This is a genomic window from Pseudoxanthomonas beigongshangi (assembly GCF_016820515.1).
In the GTDB taxonomy this organism is placed as follows: domain Bacteria; phylum Pseudomonadota; class Gammaproteobacteria; order Xanthomonadales; family Xanthomonadaceae; genus Pseudoxanthomonas_A; species Pseudoxanthomonas_A beigongshangi.
Genome location: NZ_JADHDV010000019.1, coordinates 1 through 19,809 on the forward strand (window position 1 = coordinate 1; position 19,809 = coordinate 19,809).

Here is a 19,809-nt window from a genome sequence, read left to right on the forward strand (position 1 = left end):
CGACCATCGCCGCCGCCGGCAGATCGGCGGGCCGCAGCGCGCGGCGCGGCAACGCCCAACCACGCCAGTCCAGCCAGTCGGCCAGATCGCGGCGGCCGCTGGCCAGGGCCACGCCCAGCGGGGTCTGGCCATCGGCGGCGCGCGAATCCGGGCATGCGCCCTTGGCGATCAGTTGGCGCAACGCGAGTTCGCGGCCCAGCGCCGCGGCCAGGTGCAACGCGGTCATGCCGTGGCTGTCGCGGGCTTCGCGATCCACGCCGATATCCAGCAGCCGGTCCAGCAGTCGCGACCAGCCCAGTCGCACCGCCAGCGCCAGCGGCGGATCTCCCAGCGGCGAGGCCGCGAAGGGATCGGCGCCGCGTTCCAGCAGGTCGCAGGCGAACTGCTCCAGCCCGCGCCCGATCTGTTCGCCACGCGCGCAGGCGTCGAGGAAGCGCGCCAGTCCGCCGGCCCCCGCCGGGGACGCGGCGCGGCGCAGCAGGACCTGCACCGAGGCCATGGCCTCGCCGCCACGCGACAGCAGCGCGAACAGCGGCGTGTCGCCGGCCGGATCCAGCGCATCGGCGTCCGCGCCCTGCGCCAGCAGCCATTCCAGGCGTTGCGGCGAAAGCGCGATCTCGGGGTCGTGCAGCAGCGCACCCAGCTCCTGGCGCGATGCCAGCCGCGCCAGCGGCGCCAGTTCGCCGCGCGGGCGATCCGCATGCAGCCCATCGCGCAGCAGCGCGATCGGCGCGCGATCCGGCGGCGGCTGGTCGTCGTCGCCGGCACTTACCGCCGACGGCAGCGGATAGGCGGCATCCAGCGCGGACACGATCGCCCAGCGGCCCGCCTCGGCGGCGAGATCCACCGCGCGCCGGCCCTGCGCATCGGGCTGATCCGCCGCCACGCCCAGGTCCAGCAGGCGCCGGATCAACGCCGGCGAGGCATTCTCGGAGGCGCAGGCCACGCGAACCGCGTTGCGCTGTTCGGTGTCGCTCACGGTCACGTCCACGCCCGCTTCGGCCAGTCGCTCCAGCACCGCGATGCGGCCGCCACGCGCGGCTTCCAGCCACGGCGTGCGCCCCTGTGCATCGTGGGCATGCACATCGGCGCCCGCGGCCAGCAGCGTGTTGACGATGTCGATATGGCCGGCGAGCGCGGCTTCGTGCAGCGCGCTGCGGCGCTGGCCGTCACGGGTGTCGACCTTGGCGCGGTGCTTGAGCAGCAACTGCACGCCGGCGGGATCGTCTTCCTCGGTGGCGGCGGCGGCCAGCAGCACCGGTTGCCCGCCGGCCGGTTCGGGACGCGCGCCACGCTCGAGCAGGAACTTGGCCAGGCGCCAGTTGCCGGCCACGCAGGCCACGCCCAGCGGACTCAGGCCATCCTGGTTGATGGCGTCGATCTCGGCGGCGGCGTCGCGCAACAGGGCGACCACGCCGGGATCGGAACTGCGCGCGGCATGATGCAGCGGGGTGTTGCCTTCGCCATCGGCGACCCGCGGATCGGCGCCGTTGGCCAGCAGGGTGGTCACCGCGTCGGGACGGCCATGCCAGCTGTCGCGGGTGGCGGCCAGCAGCGGGGTCATGCCGGCGTGGGCGTGGTTGAGATCCACGCCATGGCCGATCAGGGTGCGCAGCAGGCGCAGATCCGGCAGCACCGCGGCCAGCACCGGCAGGCTGCGCTGATCGCGCGAGGACGGCGCCGGCAGCGCATGCGGATCGGCGCCGGCTTCCAGCAGTTCGAGCGCGCGATCGACCCGGCCGCCGCGGGCGGCGTCGAACAGGGCCTGTTCCAGATCCGCTTCGTGGACCGGTGCGGGCGCCGTTGCGCTTTCCTGCATTGGCGGCAGGCCGGCACTCATTTCCACCACCAGCAGGCCGCGCGCGGCGGCGATGGACTGGATGCCCCAATGCAGCGCCGGCAGCGCCAGCACATAGATCGGGGCGACGATCAGCCGCGTTTGCGCCGGAAGCAGATCCGGCCACGCCAGCACCAGGCCGCCGGCGATCGCCAGCGCCACCAGCGCGGCCACGCCCAGCCCGCGCCAGGCATGGAAATCCCGCTCGGCCAGCGCGCGCCAATGCCAGCCCAGGCTGCCCGGTTCGCGCTCGATGCCCTGCCACAGCGGCCAGGTCCGCCACAGGCCGATCAACAGCACGCCCACCACCGCGCTCAGGCCCAGCGCCGCCTGCAGGCTGCCGCTGTCACCCAGCGCCGACAGCGGCCAGGCGATCAGCACCGCCACGGTCACGAACGCGCCGCCCCAGGCGATCAGCAGGGCCGGCAGCGATTCGCGCCAGTCGCGCGCCACCGGCAGCGGCCGGCTGCCGCGCTGCCACGACCAGGCCAGCGCCAGCGCCGGCTGCGCCAGCCAGGCGCCGAACGCCGCCAGCGGGCCACCGACCCAGCCCAGCGCGGCCAGGGCCACGCCCAGGAGACCGGCGATCGCGGCCAGCCGGCGTTGTTGGCTTGCGGACTCAGGCATCGGTGGATTCGTCGCTGTCCGGCTGCGGCGGGAACTGGATATGGAATCCGCGCGCGGCGAGGTTGCCGCGGACCACCCCGGCGTCTTCCCGGGCCAACTTGCGTTCGGGGGTGAGCGCCACTTCCAGCACGAAGCTCAGGTCGCCCAGTTGGGTGCGCAGCGGTTCGGGCAGGCGGGTGAAGTCGTCGCGCGCGGCCAGGTACACATAGGTGTCCGCCTTGCGCAGGCTTTTGTAAACGAAGGCTTGCATCCGCGCGTACGCGTCCTGCCGTGGAAAAGTAGGGAATGGCGGAGATTGTGGAGGAAACCCGAATGCGGGGAAACCCTGCACGTTCAGGCCTCGCATGACCATCGGCGGGCGATGCCGGCATCCGCGGCTGCTACGCTTGCACCCTTTCACACCGGCCTAACGGAAACTCCATGCGCCACGTTCTGCCCGCCCTGCTCCTGCCACTGTCGCTGGCCCTCGCCGGCCCCCTTTCCGCGCAGGAAGCCACGCCACTCACCATCGAACAGGTGATGGCGGATCCGGACTGGATCGGTCCGCCGGTCGAACGCGCCTGGTGGTCGTGGGATGGCCAGCGCGTGCAGTACGACCTCAAGCGGCCGGGCAGCCTGAGCCGCGACACCTACGTGCAGGCCGTCGCCGGCGGCCGCGCCGCCGAACGCGTCGGCGATGCCGAGCGCGGTGGCCTGGACGCACCGAACCCGCAGATCGACGCGCGCGGGCAGCGCATGCTGTTCGTACGCAACGGCGATGTGTTCCTGCGCGATCTGCGCAGCGGCGCGCTGACCCAGCTCACCCGCAGCAACGACACCGAGGCGCAGGCGCGCTTCGCCCGCGACGGCGGCGTGATCTGGCGCAGCGGCAACGACTGGTATCGCTGGACCGCGCAGGGCGGCACCACCCAGGCGCTGGTGCTGCGCGCGGAAAAGGATCCCAATGGCGCGCCCAAGGCCGACGCGCTGCGCGAACAGCAGCTGCGCACGCTGGAGACCCTGGCCCGGGATCGCGCGTTGCGCGATGCCGCGCGCCAGCAGGACGACGCCTGGCGCAAGGCCGACGGCAGCCGCGCGCCGGCGCCGGTCTACCTCGGTGCCGACGTCAGCATCGCCGACAGCGCGATGTCGCCGGATGGCCGCTGGGCGCTGGTGGTGACCCAGGCCAAGGGCGCCGACGAAGGCCAGGAAGGCAAGATGCCGATGTACGTCACCGAGTCCGGTTACGAGGAATTCCAGAGCGTGCGCACCCGCGTGGGCCGCAACGATCCGGTGCCGCAGTCGCTGTGGCTGGTCGACGTGGCCGCGGGCAGCGTCCGGCCGCTGGCCTACGACGCGTTGCCCGGCATCGCCGAGGATCCGCTGGCCGCGATGCGCAAGGCGGCGGGCAAGGATCCGCTCAAGGGCAACCGTCCGCTGCGCGTCGAGAGCGAAGCCACTGCCGCGATCGCCTGGAGCGACGACGGCCGCCAGGTCGCGGTGCAGTTGCACGCGATCGACAACAAGGACCGCTGGATCGCCACCGTGGACCTGGCCGGCGCGCGCCTGCAACCGCGCCACCGGCTCAGCGATCCGGCCTGGATCAACTGGAACAACAACGAATTCGGCTGGTTGCCCGACGGCAGCCTGTGGCTGCTGTCCGAGCAGTCCGGTTATTCGCACCTGTACACCATCCAGGGCAACGGCAAGCCGCGCCAGCGCACCAGCGGCCGCTGGGAAGTGACCTCGCCGGTGCCGACCACCGACGGCAGCGCCTTCTTCTTCCTGTGCAATCGCGCCAATCCCGCCGACTACGAAATCTACCGGTTGGATCTGGCCGGCGACCAGGTCAGCGAGGTCACCGCGCTGGACGGCGTGGAGCGCTTCGCGCTGTCGCCCGATGATCGGCGCGTGCTGGTCAGCCATTCCAGCGCCTACGTGCCGACCCAGCTGTCGGTGGTCGACGCGGCCGGCGGCACGCCGACCGCGCTCACCGACACCCGCACGCCGGCCTTCAAGGCGCGCGAATGGATCCAGCCGGAAATCGTGCAGGTGCCGTCGAAGCATGGCGCGGGCCAGGTATGGGGCAAGTACTACGGACCGAAGACGCTGGAGCCGGGCAAGCGCTATCCGATCGTGATGTTCGTGCACGGTGCCGGCTACCTGCAGAACGTGCACCATCGCTACCCCACCTACTTCCGCGAGCAGATGTTCCACAACCTGCTGGTGCAGCGCGGCTACATCGTGCTGGATCTGGACTACCGCGCCAGCGAGGGTTATGGCCGCGACTGGCGCACCGCGATCTATCGCAACATGGGCCATCCGGAGCTGGAGGACTACCTGGACGGCCTGGACTGGCTGGTCGAGACCCGCCAGGGCGATCGCGACCGCGCCGGCATCTACGGCGGTTCCTACGGCGGCTTCATGACCTTCATGGCGCTGTTCCGCAAGCCGGGCGTGTTCAAGGCCGGCGCCGCGCTGCGTCCGGTGGTCGACTGGACCCAGTACAACCACGAATACACCTCCGGCATCCTCAACACCCCGGAGCTGGATCCGCAGGCCTACCGCACCTCCTCGCCGATCGAATACGCCGCCGGGCTGCAGGATCACCTGTTGATCGCGCACGGCATGATCGACGACAACGTGTTCTTCCGCGATTCGGTGGTGCTGACCCAGAAACTGATCGAACTGCACAAGGACAACTGGGAACTCGCGCCATATCCGCTGGAGCGCCACGGCTTCACCCGCGCCGATTCCTGGCTGGACGAATACAAGCGCGTGCTGAAGCTGTTCGAGAACAACCTGAAGTAAGAGTCATGCCGGCCGCGCCACGTTCCCAGTTCGTCACCATCACCGCGTGGCTTTCGCTCGCGCTGGCGCTGGTGGGCGTGCTGACCGGACTCCTGCAGTGGGCGATGTTCGCCGCCAGCCCGGCGGATCAGGGCCTGCTGGACGCGCTGACCGCCGGCGGCGGGTCCGGCCTCCCGCTGCCGCCATCGCTGCTGTGGGTGTTCGATCACCTTGGCCTGTTGCTGCTGGCGTCGCTGCTGTCATCGGTGCTGCTGGCGGTGGCCTCGTGGGGCCTGTTGCAGCGCCGTGAATGGGGCCGCTTCGGCTTCATCGTCCTGCTCGCCGGCGGCGCCCTGCTGACGCTGGCGGGGGCTTTCGCTTTCGACGGGCTGATGGGCGATCTGAACGCACGGGCCGGGTTCGATCCCGGCAACGTGGATCCATTGCTGGCCAACCTGCAGGCGGCCATGCGGATGGCGATCTACGCCACCGCGTTGCTGATCGGAATCCTGCACGGCGCCATCGTGTGGAAACTGTGCACGCCCGCCGTGCGCGCGGAATTCCACTGACGCTCGGAGTCCGCGCGGCGCCGATATACTGGCGCCCCCCACAACGAGCGTTTGTTCATGTCACGAGCATGGATGCTGACCGCGCGGATCGCCGGTGCCCTCCTGATTGGCCTCCCCACCCTGGCGCTGGCCGCGTCGCCCGCCTGCGGCGTCTACCGCAACGCCGATGGCAGCCGCGAGCTGCGCATCGAGACGACGGCCACCGCGACCGAGCACACCTCGTACCAGGCGCCGCGTCCGCTGGCCTACGCCCCGGCCGGCGACAACATCACCGCCTACGATCTGGAAAGCGCCTACTCCGAAACCTGGACGCCGGAAAACGGCGGCCGCGCGCTGCGCACGGAAATGGACGAGGTCTACACGCTGGCGCAATCCGCGCAGTGCGCGACGCCTCCGCCAGCGCCCAACGGCGGCTGCCGCGCGGATCTGTCCGGCTGCTTCGAGGCCCGGACCGAGGCCGATGAGCCGACCCTGGCGCGCTGGTGCGAACAGGAAGCCCTGCCGTTCGCCTGCGTGGCGCTGATTGAAGGCTTCCAGGAAGCCGCCGATCAGGCATCGCGCGGCGACGCCGGGACGGAAGAGGCGCCGCCGGAGTGTGTGGAAGGCCATCCGGCCTTCTCCGAAGCCGCCTGCGAGGTCAAGGTCAAGGAGGCGATGACGCGCGCCTTCGCCGATGCCTTCAAGGGCATGTACGCCGACGATCTTCCCCTTTCCGGGCCGCACCTGGATCGCAGCCTGGCGTTGTGCCAGCGCAGCGGTTCGGCCAAGGTCTGCGGCGCAGCGGCGGAGAAACTGTGGAACGCGGGGCGCTACCTGGATGCGCGCGCGGCGCTCACCCTCGCCTGCGAGCGCGGCGGCGACAAGGACGCCTGCGGCAAGACGGCGCCGCTGGCGGCGCTGACCGCGGCGGACCTGCGCGCCGCGCCGGCCACCGCCCTGCCCTGCGGTGCCTACGCGGCGGAGAGCGGACTGATGTCCGAACTCGACTTCGGCGATGCCGGCCGGGTCGAAGGCGGCTTCGGCAGCGTCATGCGTGCGCGCCTGGAGAACGGCCTGATCCGCATCCGCCACGACAAGGGCGGCGATTTCGTATTCAAGGCAATTGGCGGCGATCGCCTGCTCGGCCTGGACAGCTGGAACCGCTATGCGGTCTACCAGCGCGGCGAAGGCGGCGCGGATCGCTGCGCGCCGCCGCGCCAGTTCGTCGAGCACCCGCTGGTCGAGGATTGCCCCGCCATCAGCCAGGCCGGCGGCGCCGAAGCCTGCTGCAAGGCCGGCAAGCTGCAGGGCTGCAACGCGCTGGGTCACCAGCGCGCGCTGGAAGGCAATTGGGCCGCCGCCCAGCCGCACTACCTGCGGATCTGCGCGGCCGGCGTGCGCGTGGGCTGCGAGAACCTGATCCGGGCCTATGCGGAAACCGGCGATGACGCCGTCATCGAGTCGACGCGCGCCGTGTGCGCCAAGGACGAACGCCACGTCGCCTGCGATGTGCTGGAAACGTCCAACTGGGAACAGATGGGCGTCGGCCGCGCGCTCCAGGACGCCTTGCGCGAACTGGAACAGGAAGCCGGCGACGACGCCCCGGAAGAAAGCGAAGCGACGCCCTGACGATCGCCCCGGTGCCGCCACACCGTCCGCCGGAAAAGGACGGCGGTGGCGGCCCGCCGCTAGAATGACGGGCATGAACGACATCACGCCCGTCCGCGACTATCTCACCGACCTGCAGGACCGCATCTGCGCCGCCATCGAGGCGGCCGACGGCCAGGCCCGCTTCCAGGAAGATCTGTGGAACCGGCCCGAAGGCGGCGGCGGCCGCACCCGCGTGCTGCGCGGCGGCGGCGTGTTCGAGCAGGCCGGCATCGGCTTTTCCGACGTCTCCGGCAGCAAGTTGCCGCCCTCGGCGTCCGCGCATCGTCCCGAGCTGGCCGGCGCCTCCTGGCGCGCGGTCGGCGTCTCGCTGGTGTTCCATCCGCGCAACCCCTTCCTGCCCACCACCCACGCCAACGTTCGCCACTTCCGCGCCGAGCGCGACGGGCAGGCGGTGGCGTGGTGGTTCGGCGGCGGTTTCGACCTGACCCCGTTCTATCCGTTCGACGAGGACGTCCTCCACTGGCACCGCACCGCGCGCGAGCTGTGCGAACCGTTCGGCGGCGCCGAGCGCTATGCCGCGCACAAGCACTGGTGCGACGAGTATTTCTTCCTGAAGCACCGCGCCGAGACCCGTGGTGTCGGCGGCCTGTTCTTCGACGACCTGGGGCAGGATTTCGAACGCGACTTCGCCTACCTGCGCGCGGTCGGCGACGGTTTCCTCGATGCCTACCTGCCGATTGTCGAGCGCCGCAAGGACACACCGCACGGCGAACGCGAGCGCGAGTTCCAGTTGTACCGCCGCGGCCGCTACGTGGAGTTCAACCTGGTCTACGACCGCGGCACCCTGTTCGGCCTGCAGAGCGGCGGCCGCGCCGAATCCATCCTGATGAGCCTGCCGCCCTACGTGCGCTGGGAATACGGCTACCAACCCGAAGCCGGCAGCGCCGAGCAGCGCCTGCGCGACTACCTGCGCCCGCGTGACTGGTTGAATGAACTGGGGTAAGTCGGTTTCGGGCGCGGTCACTGCGGTGCCCAGGCAATTCCCCGGTGAGTCTCAACCACCGAATGACAGGTCATCCCGTCCTCTTTTAGCCCCCTTGACCCGCCATGCGGCTGTTGAAAGCGAAAAAAGGGGCGGGTATCTGCGCAGCGGGTGACGGGGATTCGCCCTCGGCGTGAAGACTGGCGCGTCCCGCCAGCCTCACCCCTCACGCGCGTCGCGCCACCAGCGTGATGTGTCCATTGGTTTCCAGCACCGCCAGATGGATCTCGTCGATCGCGTCGATGCCCGCCTCGCGCATCGCCTTGTCGAAATCCTCGCGGCTGATCAGCTCGCGCCGCAGGACATCCTTGTAAACCTTGCCCTCGCGTGCCAGCAGCACCGGCGAACCTTCCACCAGCGCCTCGAACCGGCGGTTGCGCGCCGACGCCAGGCCCACCAGCCAGTTGATCGCCATCAGCGTGCCCGCCAGCAGCAGACCGCCACCCACCGAAGCGTCCTCGCCCAGCAGCGCGTTCTGGACCGCGTTGCCCAGCAGCACCACCAGCAGCATGTCGAACGAGGTGAACTGTCCCATCGTGCGCTTGCCGGATACCCGGATCATCACCAGCAGCGCGAAGTAGACGATGACCGCGCGGGCGATGAAGCCCCACCAGGGCATCGAGAGGTTGAACGTCTGATGCAGGAAGGAATCCATGTCCAGGCTCCGTTCGGGTTGCCGACACGTTAGCGTGCCCGGTCTCGAAGGACGCACAAATAAAAAGCCCCGAAGACCAGGGGGAGGTCATCGGGGCCAGGGGAACGGGGACCTGGGGAGGGGTCGCCGTTCCGGGGAGATCGCTCCAGGGGATGGGAGAGATCCGCGACAGACGTTGCATCTGTCGCGAGTTATCTGACCATTTCCCACATGGATGGTTCGTGAAGATTCCCGTTAAGAATCCGTGGAATTAAGGCCGCATTCATTTTATTGAACTGTCCAGTTCAAAAATTGAATCGCACCCTGTTTCTACATCCCGCGCGCAAGTTTCTGGTTGTCAACGGGTTTCCGGATTTAGACGTTCAAATCGGTCTCAGTGGGCCTGATCCCAGTCGTCGCCGACCCCGCTGTCGACCACCAGCGGAACGATGAGTTGCGCCGCCGCCGACATCCGCGCGCCGGCCTCGGCCACCAGCGTGGGCACGAAGTCGGCATCGGCCTCGAATACCAGTTCGTCGTGCACCTGCAGGATCATCAGCGCGCGTTCGCGATGCTCGGCCAGCCACGCGTCCACCGCGATCATCGCGCGCTTGATGATGTCCGCGGCCGTGCCCTGCATCGGCGCGTTGATCGCCGCGCGCTCGGCGCCTGCACGCTGTCCCTGGGTACCCTTGTTGATGTACTCCAGGTACAGCCGGCGGCCGAACACGGTCTCCACGTAGCCATGCTCGCGCGCCTGCTGGCGGGTGCGCTCCATGAAGTCGCGCACGCCCGGATAGCGGCTGAAGTACAGCGCGATGTAGTCCTGCGCCTCGCCGCGGCCGATGCCGAGCTGGCGGGCCAGGCCGAATGCGCTCATGCCGTACATCAGGCCGAAGTTGATCGCCTTGGCCGCGCGGCGCTCGTTGGAGGTCACGTCCTCCAGTTGCCGGCCGAACACTTCCGCCGCGGTCGCCTTGTGGATGTCGGCGCCCGATTCGAACGCGCGCACCAGGCCCGGATCCTCGGACAGGTGCGCCATGATCCGCAGCTCGATCTGCGAATAATCGCAGGCGATCAGCTTGCGCCCCGGCGGCGCCACGAACGCCTTGCGGATGCGGCGGCCGTCCTCGGTGCGGATCGGGATGTTCTGCAGGTTGGGATCGGTGGACGACAGCCGGCCGGTGGCCGCACCGGCCTGGTGATAGCTGGTGTGCACGCGGCCGGTGACCGGATTGACCATTTCCGGCAACTTGTCGGTGTAGGTGCTGCGCAGCTTGGCCAGCCCGCGGTACTCGAGGATCACGCGCGGCAGTTCGTGCTGGTCGGCGATTGCCTCAAGCGCCTCCTCGTTGGTGCTGGGCTGCCCGGTCGGGGTCTTCAGCACCGCCGGCAGCTTGAGTTCGTCGAACAGCAGCGCCTGCAGCTGCTTGGGCGAATCCAGGTTGAAGCTGCGCCCGGCCAGTTCGGTGGCCTTCTGCTGGGCGGCCAGCATGCGCTTGGCCAGGTCCGCGCTCTGCCGGCGCAGTTCGTCGCCGTCGATGCGCACGCCATTGGCCTCGATGCGCGCCAGCACCGGCACCAGTGGCATCTCGATGTCGCGATATACGCGTTCCAGACCCGGCTCGGCGGCGAGTTTCGGCGCCATCACCCGGTGCAGGCGCAGGGTCACGTCGGCGTCCTCGGCGGCGTAGCGGGTGGCGTCGTCCAGCGCCACTTGCGAAAACAGGATCTGCTTGGCGCCCTTGCCCGCGACCTGTTCGTACTTGATGGTGTCGTAGCCGAGGAAGCGCTTGGCCAGGCTGTCCATGTCGTGGCGGTTGCTGCCGGAGTTGTATACGAAGCTCTCCAGCATGGTGTCGTCGGCATAGCCGCCGACCTCCACGCCATGGCGGCGCAGCACGTGCAGATCGTACTTGCCGTGCTGGCCGAGCTTGCGCTTGCCGGGATCGGCGAACAACGGCGCCAGCCGGGCCAGGGTGGCGGCCTGGTCCAGTTGCACGGGCGCGCCCGGATAGACGTGCCCCAGCGGCAGGTAGGCCGCCTTGCCGGGTTCCACCGCGAAACTCATTCCGACCAGGTTGGCCTGCATCGCGTCCAGGCTGTCGGTCTCGGTGTCGAAGGCGAACTCGTCGGCCGCCGCCAGCCGGGCGATCCAGGCCTCGAGCTGGGCCTCGCTCAGGACCGTTTCGTATTCGCCGGGTGCGGACCACGCCGCATCGATCGGCGCGGCATCCGGCGCCGGCCCGGACACGAAACCGGTGCCGCGCGCGCGGCCGGGTTCCTTCTCCGCGACCGCGCCGGCGGCGGCGCCGCCGTCCAGTTCCTTCAAGGCCTGGTTGAAACCGTAGCGCGAATACAGCTCGCGCAGTTCGCCGACATCGCGATTGCGCAGCGCCAGCGTCTCCGGCCCGCCGGGCAGCGCCACATCGGTCTTGATGGTGACCAGTTCACGGTTCAGCGGTAGCCGCGGCAGCGCCGCGCGCAGGTTCTCGCCGATCTTGCCCTTGATGCCGTCGGCGCCGGCGACGATCGCATCGAGCGTGCCGTATTCGCCCAGCCACTTGGCGGCGGTCTTGGGACCGCACTTCTCCACGCCGGGCACGTTGTCCACGGTATCGCCCATCAGGGCGAGGAAGTCGACGATCTGCTCCGGCCGCACGCCGAACTTCTCCATCACCGCCTCGGCCGAATCCATCCGGCTGCCGCTCATGGTGTTGACCAGCGCCACGCCCGGTCGCACCAATTGGGCGAAATCCTTGTCGCTGGTGGAAATGGTGACGTCGATGCCCTGCGCCGCGCCCTGCAGCGCCAGCGTGCCGATCACGTCGTCGGCCTCCACGCCTTCAACGCACAGCAGCGGAAAGCCCAGCGCCTCGACGATCCGGCGCATCGGTTCCACCTGCGCGCGCAGATCCTCGGGCATCGGCGGACGGTTGGCCTTGTACTCGGGATACAGGGCGTCGCGGAAGGTCGGTCCGCTGGCATCCAGCACGAAGGCCACGTAGTCGGGCATTTCCTTGAGCGTGGCGCGCAGCATGTTGACCACACCGAACAGCGCGCCGGTCGGTTCGCCGGCGGTGTTGGTCAGGGGCGGCAGCGCATGGAACGCGCGGAACAGGTAGCTGGATCCGTCGATCAGGACTAGTCGTTTCATGCGGCGATTCTACGCCCCGTCGCGGGCGCGGCGTCACGGCGCATTGGCGTCGTTTGGCGCATAATCCCCGAACCGGTCATTCCCGAGGAGTCCGCGATGTCCCGCATGACGTTGGCACCCGCCGCGCTTGCCGTGTTGCTGCTGGCAGGTTGCGCGTCGATGGGCGGCGCCCAGGACGATCCCGGCGTGGATCTGGCCGACGCCCAGGTCGCGGTCCGCACCGAAACCAATGGCGACGTGATCGAGGAATACCGCGTGGCCGGCCAGCTGCGCATGGTCAAGGTCACCCCGGCGCGGGGTCCGGCCTATTACCTGATCGACGAAAACGGCGACGGCCGGCTGGACAAGAGCAAGGGCGAAGGCCCGGTATCGCCGGTGTACTGGAAGATCTACGGCTGGTGAGTCGCGGTTTCGGTCGCGGATGGTGGTTTACCGGTTCGTGATGCCCTTGCTGCGACGGGAAAAGCCGCTTGGCTCCCAGGCGCGTGCCCCCTCCCGCCCTTCGGGCACCTTCCCCCCGCAAGTGGGGGAAGGAATCCATGTGCGCGGCCTGTGGCCGCGAGCCTTCCATTTCGCAGGGACCGGGGAGAGAAGGCCCATCCCTGTCGCGAGGCAGCGGAAAGCCCGCGGCCACAGGCCGCGCGCGCTGCGGATCAGCGCACCACCAGCACCGGCACGTGGCTGTGGGTCAGCACTTCGTGGGTCTGGCTGCCGATCAGCAGGCGTCCCAGACCACGCCGGCCATGCGAGGCCATCACGATCAGATCCGCCTTCTGTTCGGTTGCCGCTTCGATGATGCCTTCGGCCGCGTAGCGATCGCGGATGTGCACCGGCGTGATTGCCAGGCCCCGCGCCCGCGCGTGCTCGGTGACCCCGTCGAAGATCCGCTGGGCGGCCTCGTCCTGGGCTTTCTGGTAGTCGGTGGAGAAGCGGTTGGCCGCGCCCCAGCCAAGGGCATCGTCAAAGCCGGTGACGATGGGTTCGCTGACGGTCACCACGGCGACCTGCGCCTTGAGCTGGCTGGCCAGCACCAGCCCCTGCTCCACGCCCTTCATCGCCAGCTCCGAACCATCGGTCGCTATCAGGATGCGCTGATACATGGGGATACCTCCGTCGTCGTGGGGTGGAACCATTACACGCCGGAATGCCTCGCCATGCCTTGATCGGAATCAATCCGCGGGCGTCACACCGCCTGCAAATTGGCATAGGCGAGCACCAGCCATTTGCTGCCTTCCTCGTCGAAGTGGACCTGCACGCGCGCATGCGCGCCGCTGCCTTCGTAGTCAGTTACCACACCGCGCCCGAATTTCGCGTGCACGACGTTCTGGCCGAGCTTGAGCGTGGGCGATTCCACCGCGGCGTGGCCCAGATCGCGGCGCGGGCCGTAGCTGGCCGCCGGGCGGGACACCTGCACGCGCGGACGCACCTCGTTCAGCAGCGCGGTGGGAATTTCGCGCAGGAACCGCGAGGGAATGCCGTACATGTCCTGGCCGTGCAGGCGGCGCGCCTCGGCGAAGCTCAGCACCAGCTTCTGCCGCGCGCGGGTGATGCCGACGTAAGCCAGGCGGCGCTCCTCCTCCAGCCGGCCGCTCTCGTCCAGCGACTTGTTGCTGGGGAACAGGCCCTCTTCCAGTCCGGCCAGGAACACCAGCGGGAACTCCAGGCCCTTGGCCGAATGCAGGGTCATCAGCTGCACGCCGTCCTCGCCTGCCTGGGCCTGGCCCTCGCCGGCTTCCAGTGCGGCGTAGGCGAGGAAGGCGACCAGATCGGTCATGCCCTGGGTCTCCTCGTCGTCGACGCGGACAAAACGCGAAGCCACCGACACCAGTTCGTCCAGGTTGTCGGTGCGCGAATCCAGTTGGCCGCGGCTCTCGGCGGCATAGTGTTCGCGCAGGCCCGAGCGCATCAGCGCGTGATCGATGCGATCCTGCAACGGCAACTCGCCGGTTTCCGCCGCCAAGGCTTCGACCAGCGCCAGGAAACCGGCCAGGGCGTTGCGCGCCCGCGCCGCCAGCGCGGTGCCTCCGACCTGCTGCCGCGCAGCCTGCCACAGCGACAGCGATTCCGCGCGCGCCAGCCGGCGCACTTCGTCCATGGTGCGATCGCCGATGCCGCGCGCCGGCGTGTTGACCGCCCGCTCGAAGGCCGCATCGTCGTCACGGTTGGCCATCAACCGCAGGTAGGCCAGGGTGTCCTTGATCTCGGCGCGCTCGAAGAAGCGCATGCCGCCGTATACCCGGTACGGCACCTGTTCCGACAGCAGGGTCTCTTCGAATGCCCGCGACTGCGCGTTGCTGCGGTAGAGGATGGCCGCGTCGTTGAGGCTGCCGCCATCGCGTACCCACTGGCGGATGCGCTCGACCACGAAGCGGGCTTCGTCGATTTCGTTGTAGGCCGCGTACAGATCGATCGGCTCGCCGTCGCCGCTGTCGGTCCACAGCTGCTTGCCGATGCGGCCGGGGTTGTGCGCGATCACCGCGTTGGCGGCATTGAGGATGTTGGCGCTGGAGCGGTAGTTCTGCTCGAGCCGGATGGTGCGCGCCTGCGGGAAGTCCTTGAGGAAGCGCTGCACGTTCTCGACCTTGGCGCCGCGCCAGCCGTAGATGGCCTGGTCGTCGTCGCCGACCACGAACACGTGGCCGGTGTCGCCGGCCAGCACCCGCACGAACGCGTACTGGATGGCGTTGGTGTCCTGGAACTCGTCGATCAGCAGCTCGCGGAAGCGGTGCCGGTAATGCGCCAGCAGCGCCGGGTTGTCGCGCAGCAGTTCGTGCGCGCGCAGCAGCAGTTCGGCGAAATCGACCAGGCCGGCGCGATCGCAGCGTTCCTGGTACAGCACGTAGGCCCGGCGCAGCGTGTCGGCCCAGATGTCGTCGCCCGGCTGCAGGTGTTCGGCGCGCCGGCCCTCGTCCTTCTGCGCGTTGATCCACCAGGCGATCTGGCGCGGCGGGAAGCGCGCCTCGTCCAGTTCCAGCTGCTGCACCACCCGCTTGACCAGGCGGATCTGATCGTCGCTGTCCAGCACCTGGAAGGTTTCCGGCAGCTTCGCTTCCTGCCAGTGCAGGCGCAGCAGGCGGTGGGCCAGGCCGTGGAAGGTGCCGATCCACATGCCGCGGCTGCCGTTGCGCAGCTGCAGGTCGGCGCGCGCGCGCATCTCGCCGGCCGCCTTGTTGGTGAAGGTCACCGCCAGGATGCCGTGGGTCGGCACGCCCTCGACTTCGTTGAGCCAGGCGATGCGGTGGGTGAGCACGCGGGTCTTGCCGGAGCCGGCGCCGGCCAGGACCAGGTAATGGCCCGGCGGCGCGGAGACGGCCTCGCGCTGCGCGGGGTTCAGATCATCGAGTAGGTGAGAGACATCCACCGCGGCATTTTACAGGACGCCACGGTGGAAACCCCGTCGCGCCGCTCAGTGGGCGGCGGCGTGCTCGCGCTTGGGGGCAGCGGCACTCATCAATTTGTCGGTGTAGGCGATGCCGATCGCCGACAGGATGAAGGCGCCATGGATGATGGTCTGCCACATCACGCCGATGGAGGTGACCGAGGTGCACTTCACCGCGCCCAGGTCGTAGCCGGCCTTCAACGCGCTCGCGACGGTGGAGAGCGCGCTGACGTGGTCCTGCGACCCGCACAGCGGCAGGCCGAGCTCGCCGGCGCCGATGAAGGTCTTGAGCAGGTGGATGGAGGAGATGCCGATGATCGCCATCGCCAGCTTCACCTTCAGCACGCTGGCGTTGACGTGGCTCAGCCACTCCGGCTGGTCGGGATGGTTGTGCAGGCGCAGCCGCGACACGAAGGTCTCGTAGCCGCCGACGATCACCATCACCAGCAGGTTGGAGATCATCACCACGTCGATCAGGCCCAGCACCAGCAGCATGATGCCTTGCTCGGTCAGGGTGTTGGCGCCGTGAATCAGGTGCCACAGCTCCTTCAGGAACAGGAACACGTAGACCGCCTGGGCCGCGATCAGGCCCAGGTACAGCGGCAGCTGCAGCCAGCGGGAAGCGAAAATCAGGTTCGGCAGGAAACCAAGGCGCGCATTGGTCGGTTGCGACATGGGGGTCGGATGCAGTGCTGGGAAAGGGCGCAGGTTACCGGTCCGATCCCCTGCTGCCAACCCGCGAGCGGCGTTACACTCGGCCCTTTCGTGCCCCGGGGTCCCCCGCGATGATCGACCTGTACTACTGGCCCAGCCCCAACGGCCACAAGATCACCCTGTTCCTGGAAGAAGCCGGGCTCCCCTACACGATCAGGCCGGTCAACATCGGCGCGGGGGATCAGTTCAAGCCCGAATTCCTGGCCATTTCCCCCAACAACAAGATGCCGGCGATCGTCGATCACGCCCCGGCCGACGGCGGCGCGCCGCAGAGCGTGTTCGAATCCGGCGCGATCCTGTTGTACCTGGCCGAGAAGACCGGCCGTTTCCTGCCGGCGACGCCGCGCGGCCGCGTCGCGGCGCTGGAATGGCTGTTCTGGCAGATGGGCGGGCTGGGGCCGATGACCGGGCAGATGGGCCATTTCAACGTCTACGCGCCGGAGCCGATTCCGTACGCCATCGAACGCTACGGCCGCGAAGTGGCGCGCCTGCACGGCGTGATGGACAAGCGCCTGGCGGAGAGCGCCTACCTGGCCGGCGACGAATACGGCATCGCCGACATGGCCAGCTATCCCTGGATCCACGCCTACGACAAGCTGCCACCGGATTTCGAGGCGTTCCCGAATCTGAGACGCTGGCATGAAAGCATCGCCGCACGCCCTGCCACCCAGCGCGCCTACGCGCTGCGCACGCAGGTCAATCCCAATGCCGGCCAGCCGCTCACCGATGAAGAACGCAAACACCTGTTCAACCAAGGACCCGTGAAGTCATGAAGAAAGCGCTCGCCCGCCCGTTGACCGGACTTTTCCTGGCCGCCTGCCTGGCGTCCACCTGCCAGATCGCCGCCATGCCCGTTGCCCACGCCGAAAAACTCACCCTGGAAGCCCTGGCCGGCGATGCTCCGCTGTCCGGTCCCTCGCTGATGAAGGCCAAGACCTCGCCGGACGGCAAGCGGGTGACCTTCCTGCGCGGCAAGCAGGACAACCGCTTCCAGCTGGATCTGTGGGAATACGACATCGCCAGCGGGCAGACCCGGATGCTGGTGGACTCCAAGGTGGTGCTGCCCGGCACCGAGACCCTGAGCGACGAGGAAAAGGCGCGGCGCGAGCGCCAGCGCATCGCCGCGATGTCGGGCATCGTCGACTACCAGTTCTCCCCGGATGGCCAGCGCCTGCTGTTCCCGCTGGGCGGCGAGCTGTACCTGTACGACCTGGGCAAGACGGGCGCGGAGGCGGTACGCAAGCTGACCCGCGGCGGCGGCTTCGCCACCGATCCCAAGGTGTCGCCCAAGGGCGGCTTCGTCAGTTTCGTGCGTGAACGCAACCTGTGGGTGATCGATCTGGCCAGCGGCAAGGAAACCCAGCTGACCCGCGACGGTTCGGACACCATCGGCAACGGCGTGGCCGAGTTCGTCGCCGACGAGGAAATGGATCGCCATACCGGCTACTGGTGGGCGCCGGATGATTCGGCGATTGCCTTCGCCCGCATCGATGAAACCCCGGTGCCGGTGCAGAAACGCTTCGAGGTGTATCCGGATCGCGCCGACATCGTCGAGCAGCGCTACCCGGCCGCCGGCGATCCGAACGTGCTGATCCAGCTGGGCGTGATCTCGCCCAAGGGCGGCGCGCCGAAATGGCTGGATCTGGGCGCGGAGAAGGACATCTACCTGGCGCGGGTGAACTGGCGCGACGCGCGCCACCCCACGTTCCAGCGGCAGTCGCGCGACCAGCGCACGCTGGAGCTGATCGAAGCCGATCTGGACAGCGGCAAGCAGCGCACCCTGATCACCGAGACCAGCAAGACCTGGATCCCGCTGCACAACAACCTGCGCTTCCTCAAGGACGGCCGCATCCTGTGGTCCTCCGAGAAGAGCGGTTTCGAGCACCTGTACCTGCACGACAAGGACGGCAAGCAGCTGGCGCAACTGACCTCCGGCGACTGGACGGTCGAGGACGTCTCGGCGCTGGACGAGGCCAGGGGCCTGGTCTATTTCACCGCCACCGAGGCTTCGCCGCTGGAGCGGCAGCTGTATTCGGTCAGCCTGGCCGGTGATGCCAAGCCCGTCCGCATCACCCGCGCCGAGGGCATGCACGGCGTGGCCTTCAGCGACAACGCCGAGGTCTACATCGACAGCTGGTCCAATCCGACCACGCCGCCGCAGGTGGAACTGCACCGCGCCGACGGCACCCTGCTGACCGCGCTGGTGAAGAACGATCTGGCCGACCCGCAGCATCCCTACGCCAGGTACAAGGACGCGCATCGACCGATCGAATACGGCACGCTGGATGCCGAGGACGGCCAGACCCTGCACTACAGCCTGATCAAGCCGACCGGCTTCGATCCGAAGAAGAAGTATCCGGTGGTGGTCTACGTCTATGGCGGCCCGGCCGGCCAGACCGTCAGCCGCACCTGGGCGCCGACCTTCGACCAGTACATGGCGCAACATGGCTACGTGGTGTTCTCGCTGGACAACCGCGGCACGCCACGGCGCGGCGCGAAGTTCGGCAACGCGCTGTTCCGCAAGCAGGGCACGGTGGAGGTCGTCGATCAGCTCAAGGGCGTGGACTTCCTCAAGTCGCAGCCGTGGGTCGACGGTTCGCGCATCGGCGTGTACGGCTGGTCCAACGGCGGCTACATGACCCTGATGCTGCTGGCCAAGGCCTCCGACGCCTATGCCTGCGGCGTGGCGGGCGCGCCGGTCACCGACTGGAGCCTGTACGACACCCACTACACCGAGCGCTACATGGATCTGCCGAAGTCGAACGTCGACGGCTACCGCGAGGGTTCGGTGTTCACCCATGTGGATGGCCTGAAGTCCCGGCTGCTGCTGATCCACGGCATGGCCGACGACAACGTGCTGTTCACCAATTCGACCAAGCTGATGAGCGCCCTGCAGCAGCGCGCGGTGCCGTTCGAGCTGATGACCTATCCGGGCGCCAAGCACGGCCTGCGCGGCAAGGACAACCTGCACCGGCTGAAGATCACCGAGGATTTCTTCCAGCGCTGCCTGAAGCCCGTGGAGTGACGACATGAGCCAGATCCCCGTCCCGCCGCCGAACTGGTGGAGCCGCAACTGGAAGTGGTTCGTACCAACGCTGGTGGTGACGGGGATGGCCCTGGTCGCCGCCTTCATCCTGGCGATCATGAGTTTCGTGTTCAGCATGATGAAGTCGTCCGAGCCTTACCAGACCGGACTTTCACGCGCCCGCGCCGACGCCGCCGTGGTGGCGGCGCTGGGCGAACCGATCACGCCGGGCTATTTCGTCCAGGGCAACATCGACGGCAGCGCCGCGTCCGGCGAGGCGAACCTCGCCATCCCGCTCAAGGGCAGTCGCGGCGCGGCCACGCTGTACGTGGAAGCGAGCAAGCGGGCAGGCGAATGGCAGTACGAGACGCTGGTGGTGGCCCTGGACGGTGGCCAGCGGATCGATTTGCGGGATGAAGACGACGACGCCGGGGAATTCGGGCGCTGAGTCCGCACCGGCGCGCAC

General features: G+C 68.6%; 15 protein-coding genes. 8 read left to right on the plus strand and 7 right to left on the minus strand.

Annotation, left to right across the window (positions count from 1 at the left end; genetic code table 11):
- Positions 1-2,464 (minus strand): ankyrin repeat domain-containing protein (locus IQ458_RS14060; protein ID WP_203323210.1); only part of this gene is annotated, 2,464 nt, incomplete at its 3' end.
- Complete coding sequence (locus IQ458_RS14065) at positions 2,457-2,714, minus strand: YcgL domain-containing protein (RefSeq protein WP_183639624.1); 258 nt, start codon at positions 2,712-2,714, stop codon at positions 2,457-2,459. The genes IQ458_RS14065 and IQ458_RS14060, both read right to left, overlap by 8 nt.
- A gap of 182 nt (positions 2,715-2,896) precedes the next feature.
- Between IQ458_RS14065 and IQ458_RS14070 the strand changes: the two genes are divergently transcribed.
- From IQ458_RS14070 to hemF, 4 genes are all read left to right on the plus strand, one after another.
- Positions 2,897-5,254, plus strand: coding sequence for a S9 family peptidase (locus IQ458_RS14070; RefSeq protein ID WP_203323245.1), 2,358 nt, complete (start codon positions 2,897-2,899; stop codon positions 5,252-5,254).
- Between the two features lie 5 nt (positions 5,255-5,259).
- The gene (locus IQ458_RS14075) at positions 5,260-5,802 is read left to right on the plus strand and encodes a hypothetical protein (RefSeq protein ID WP_203323211.1); all 543 of its coding nucleotides are present in this window, start codon (positions 5,260-5,262) and stop codon (positions 5,800-5,802) included.
- A 57-nt stretch (positions 5,803-5,859) separates the two neighbouring features.
- Positions 5,860-7,410, plus strand: coding sequence for a hypothetical protein (locus IQ458_RS14080; RefSeq protein ID WP_203323212.1), 1,551 nt, complete (start codon positions 5,860-5,862; stop codon positions 7,408-7,410).
- A 73-nt stretch (positions 7,411-7,483) separates the two neighbouring features.
- Positions 7,484-8,395 (plus strand): oxygen-dependent coproporphyrinogen oxidase, encoded by a 912-nt coding sequence (gene hemF, locus IQ458_RS14085; RefSeq protein ID WP_203323213.1) that lies wholly within the window; start codon positions 7,484-7,486, stop codon positions 8,393-8,395.
- 205 nt (positions 8,396-8,600) lie between these two features.
- Here the strand turns inward: hemF and IQ458_RS14090 are convergent, their stop codons facing one another.
- Together IQ458_RS14090 and polA are read right to left on the minus strand one after the other, a co-directional pair.
- Positions 8,601-9,077 carry a DUF421 domain-containing protein gene (locus IQ458_RS14090; protein WP_183641300.1) on the minus strand — a complete coding sequence of 159 codons (477 nt, stop codon included), beginning with the start codon at positions 9,075-9,077 and terminating at the stop codon, positions 8,601-8,603.
- Between the two features lie 385 nt (positions 9,078-9,462).
- A complete protein-coding gene (gene polA / locus IQ458_RS14095) occupies positions 9,463-12,225 on the minus strand; it encodes a DNA polymerase I (RefSeq protein WP_203323214.1) in 2,763 nt (920 codons plus the stop codon).
- Positions 12,226-12,321: 96 nt separating this feature from the next.
- Between polA and IQ458_RS14100 the strand changes: the two genes are divergently transcribed.
- Positions 12,322-12,627 (plus strand): DUF2782 domain-containing protein, encoded by a 306-nt coding sequence (locus IQ458_RS14100; protein WP_183639629.1) that lies wholly within the window; start codon positions 12,322-12,324, stop codon positions 12,625-12,627.
- A 251-nt stretch (positions 12,628-12,878) separates the two neighbouring features.
- On the opposite strand, the gene IQ458_RS14105 is transcribed toward IQ458_RS14100, so the two are convergent.
- The 3 genes from IQ458_RS14105 to IQ458_RS14115 form a co-directional block, all read right to left on the minus strand.
- Positions 12,879-13,325, minus strand: coding sequence for a universal stress protein (locus IQ458_RS14105; RefSeq protein ID WP_183639630.1), 447 nt, complete (start codon positions 13,323-13,325; stop codon positions 12,879-12,881).
- A gap of 83 nt (positions 13,326-13,408) precedes the next feature.
- Positions 13,409-15,586 (minus strand): DNA helicase II, encoded by a 2,178-nt coding sequence (gene uvrD / locus IQ458_RS14110; RefSeq protein ID WP_192198371.1) that lies wholly within the window; start codon positions 15,584-15,586, stop codon positions 13,409-13,411.
- 45 nt (positions 15,587-15,631) lie between these two features.
- Positions 15,632-16,279 carry a TIGR00645 family protein gene (locus IQ458_RS14115; RefSeq protein ID WP_203323215.1) on the minus strand — a complete coding sequence of 216 codons (648 nt, stop codon included), beginning with the start codon at positions 16,277-16,279 and terminating at the stop codon, positions 15,632-15,634.
- 110 nt (positions 16,280-16,389) lie between these two features.
- On the opposite strand from IQ458_RS14115, the gene IQ458_RS14120 reads away from it, so the two are divergent.
- The 3 genes from IQ458_RS14120 (at position 16,390) to IQ458_RS14130 (ending at position 19,791) form a co-directional block, all read left to right on the plus strand.
- Entirely contained in the window at positions 16,390-17,091 is a 702-nt protein-coding gene (locus tag IQ458_RS14120; RefSeq protein WP_203323216.1) for a glutathione binding-like protein, read from the plus strand.
- A gap of 74 nt (positions 17,092-17,165) precedes the next feature.
- Positions 17,166-19,343, plus strand: a complete 2,178-nt coding sequence (locus tag IQ458_RS14125) for a S9 family peptidase (protein ID WP_235996860.1) — start codon at positions 17,166-17,168, stop codon at positions 19,341-19,343.
- Between the two features lie 4 nt (positions 19,344-19,347).
- The gene (locus IQ458_RS14130) at positions 19,348-19,791 is read left to right on the plus strand and encodes a cytochrome c oxidase assembly factor Coa1 family protein (protein ID WP_203323218.1); all 444 of its coding nucleotides are present in this window, start codon (positions 19,348-19,350) and stop codon (positions 19,789-19,791) included.
- Positions 19,792-19,809 lie beyond the last annotated feature (18 nt).